This is a genomic window from Streptomyces sp. NPDC007162 (assembly GCF_040634175.1).
Taxonomy (GTDB): domain Bacteria; phylum Actinomycetota; class Actinomycetes; order Streptomycetales; family Streptomycetaceae; genus Streptomyces.
This window is the reverse complement of record NZ_JBEYFC010000729.1, coordinates 1-3,608: the sequence shown is the minus strand read 5'-3', so window position 1 is coordinate 3,608 and position 3,608 is coordinate 1. Positions and strand designations below refer to the sequence as shown.

The 3,608-nt window shown below is 71.4% G+C and carries 1 protein-coding gene; it reads left to right on the top strand.

Annotated elements, in window-relative coordinates:
• A partial coding sequence (locus tag ABZ646_RS42925) for a hypothetical protein (RefSeq protein WP_360532152.1) occupies positions 1–3,519 on the top strand: 3,519 nt, incomplete at its 5' end.
• Between the last annotated feature and the right edge of the window lie 89 nt (positions 3,520–3,608).

Sequence of the window (3,608 nt, the reverse complement as noted above, 5' to 3'; positions counted from 1 at the left end):
GCCGTCGACAGCCCGGCGCGGCAGCACGACCTCGCCGACAAGGACGGCGCGCAACCACTGGAGCCGGACCTGCGGACAGTGTCCTCCGTGGAAGCCGACGCGTCCCAGCTGTACGGCCTCGTGCCCTTCCTCCTGGCCCCCGAAGCGCAGCTGCGGGATGGGCCGCTCGCCGGCGACGCGGCGCTCAAGGCAGCTCTCGGGACTCTGCCGCACCAGGCCGCATACCGCGAGTGGGCCGAGAACCTGGTCGGTTCGCACCCCACCGGTGGCCCCAGCCTGGAAGACCTCGGGAAGGGGGTGGCGGACGGCATCGTGGGCAGTCCCGTCACTCGCCAGGGAGCCGACGTCTGGTTCCGGCGCCGGGACGCCTTCCGGCGGTGGATGCGCACGTACCGCCGCGCCCGCCAGGACATCCAGAGCGCCCACTTGGCGGCGCTGTTCCTGCTGGGCGGAGACGACGCCGAGCTCATGGACGATCGCATCACCGCGGGGGGAGCATCCGGGCGGGACCGGCTCCGAGAGGAGATCCTCTCCCGGCTCACAGGTCTGGACCAGGGGCTGGATCCGGCGGAGCTGCCGCTGGTGATGCTGCGGGAGCCGGCGGTGCAGGAGCTGATCGACCATCCCGAGCAGCGGTCGGCGGCGAGGCTGCACGAGGTGGCCGACGCCCTGGCGACCGACGACCTGGTGAGAGAGCTCGCCCAGCATGCGGAGATGGCCACCAGGGCGGCGACGATCCTGCCGGAAGCCGAAGGCCCGGTGTGGTGGTACGAGTGGGAAGAGGGACCGGCACGGAGGTCGCACGCGTACGCGGCCGGCGGGCGCACGTTCACGCGGCCGCGGCGGTTCCAGGCGAAGTCGAGCATCGACGCCGTCCTCAGGGCCGCCTTGGAGAAGGCGCCCCGGCACGCCGCGGCCCATCTGGTGGTCCGCAAGGTCGAGAAACCGCGCCAGGCCCATCCATACGCACCGTTCGCCCGGTTCCCCGACGACCAGGTCGTCTACCCCCGCGCCTCGACGTTCAAGGTCAAGGACCGCGATATCGTGCGGGACCTGGCAACCGGCCTGGAGTACGCCCTCGTCTCTCTCGAGGAGGTCGTGTTGCCCGCCGAACGGCGGTGGCAGGAGCCGATCATCACCCGCGAGGTGAGGACGCCCGGCGGGATCCTGTTCGGCGAGGCCAGTTATGCCGGATCCGACTGGACAGTCCGCTCGGATGTCTTTCCCCGTCTGCTCGATATGCGGCCGGGAACCGTGTATGTGCCACCGGACTTCGGTCAGCGGCGGCCGCTCCCGGTGCCGCTGACCATCGGTCTGCGGCAACCGGGTGACAAACCGCAGTTCACGATCTGGGCATCGCATGGTCGCGCCGGGTTCCTCACCGTGCTGACCCCCGAAGGGCGCAAGTTCGTCACCGGCACACCGATCGGCCGTCGCAGCGCCGAGCTGGTGCGGCGGCTCGGTCTCGGCCGCGGCACCCGGCAACTGGTGTTCACCTGCTACAGCGCATATGGTCCCGACGGCCTGCCATCGGTGGCCCAGAAATTCGTCGACGAGCATGCCGATGGCGTCAAGACCGTCGGATCGACTTCTTTGAGCGCCGCGCACACCGTCAACGATCCGGATCCGCAGGCAGAGATCTACCTCACCGAGAAGGACACCGAACCCCCGCCCGCATGGCAGGTCTTCCAGCCCCGGGCCGGCGTCGGCCCCGGCGAACAGACCGCTCGCCTGCCGCTGGCTGGGCAGGGCGACCGGTACCGGAACCGCTACGGGACGCCGCAATGGGAACAGGCGGCCCGGGCGCATGAGAAGGCCATCGGGGAGGCGTTCGACAAGGCCGCGGACGTCGAGAACTTCGCGACGCAGCTGGCCGACGCGTTGACGGCCGGCGGATACCAGGTGAACATACCCGGCAACACGCCGTCGGTTTCGGATGTGATGGAGGCGATCAGCGAGGCCGCCCGGCGAGTTCACGGGGACAAGGAGTTCACACTCGTCCATGACGACAACACCGGGGCCGCACTGCGCACGGTGCGCGGCCTGCTGCTGCGCACAGGCCCGTTTCCGAGCATGCAGCCGGTGTTCCACGCCTACGCGGCCGGTGGATTCTCCGGCGCGGACCGCTGGCTCCTGAAGACGCTGATCGGGTGGCGGCTGTCCAAAGGCACCCACACCCTCGCCGAGGTCCTGGGCGAGTACGCCGAGGCCCCTTTGGCCCAGGACGGCGAGGGAATCAACCTCGACCGGCTCAGGGACGTGCTGCTCGGCGACGCGGTGGACCTGTACGCGTGGGTGCGCTCCGAGCTGTCGCCCTTCGCCGGCTTTGACCTCGAGGACCTGATCGCCGCCCATGGCTATACCTGGGAGCCGCCGCACCACCAGCTGTACCTCCCCGGGCTGGCGTCGCAGACGGCCGGCGGCGTCGAAGTACCAGAGGGCCTCAGGGAGGCGATCCTGCTACTGGAGAACGCCGACGACCTGCCCCCGATAGCCGACGGAGACGAGGACTACCTCGGCGGGGGAAGCTGGGCGGCCCGGCACGCGGCCTTGCGCGACTGGTCCGCCCGGCACTCAGGCTCGCCGCTGGACGGCCTGCTGTCCGCGCATCTCACTGCTCTGTACGTCGCGACCCACGATCCGGACCACCGGCTGCTGCGCGCGCAGTTCGAAGCGGAGAGCGGCGCAGCGGCAGCCGGGCAGGACCGTCTGGCCGACGGGATCAGGGCCACCATCGACGAGGCCATGAGCAGCGGCTCGCTGGATTTCCCGTACCTGCTCTCGGAAGACCCGCAGTTCGAGGAGCTGGCCACGGAGGCCGCGGGCATCACCGACCGCGCCGACGAGAGGTTCGGGGAGATCCTTGCGGAGATGACGGGCATGGCCCAGCCCCTCGCTGATGTGGTACGCGAAACCGTCGGCGAAACCCTGGGGATTCTGGCCGAGGCGCTGGCGGAGCTGCCGGAGGCCGGTGCGCCGGTGTACATCGGCTACCTGGCCGGCGGCGAGCTCACGGGCCACCCGTCCGGCACGCTGCACTCGTTGGTGATCCCGCAGTACTACCAGGGCGGCCTGGACAGGGCAGCCGTGTTCGACAAGCTCGACGGCACCACGCCCGGGCAGCACCGGGTTCTGGTGCGGGTCGAGGGCTCTCCGGCCCGGGACCTGTCGTTCAGCGCGGGGAAACCGCAGTCGCGGCAGGTGATGTTCCCCTGGAGCACCGAGGCGCACTTCACCGCGCACGGGGTGATGTACGACGCCGACGGCGAGCCCTATGAGTACATGGTGGCCCAGTACGGGCAGCGGCCTGAGCCCATGGAGATCGGCTCCGGCCCGGACACGTCCGGGACCGGGCCGGACGAGCATGCGTTCAACGCCCTCGCCGTGTCCGTGCGGTCGCAGGCCGCCGAGCCGTCCGCCGCCGACCCGTCCGCCGCCGGGACCGGCCCCGCACCGGCCCACCCCGACGCCCGGTTCCGCAACGCGGGCACCGAGGCGTCGCCCCCGCCCCGGGGGTGACAGGCCCCTGCCCCGGGGGGGGGGGCCCCGGCGGGGGGGGGAACCCCCGCCCCCGCGGGGGAGCGGGGGGGGGGGGGGCGCGGGGGGGA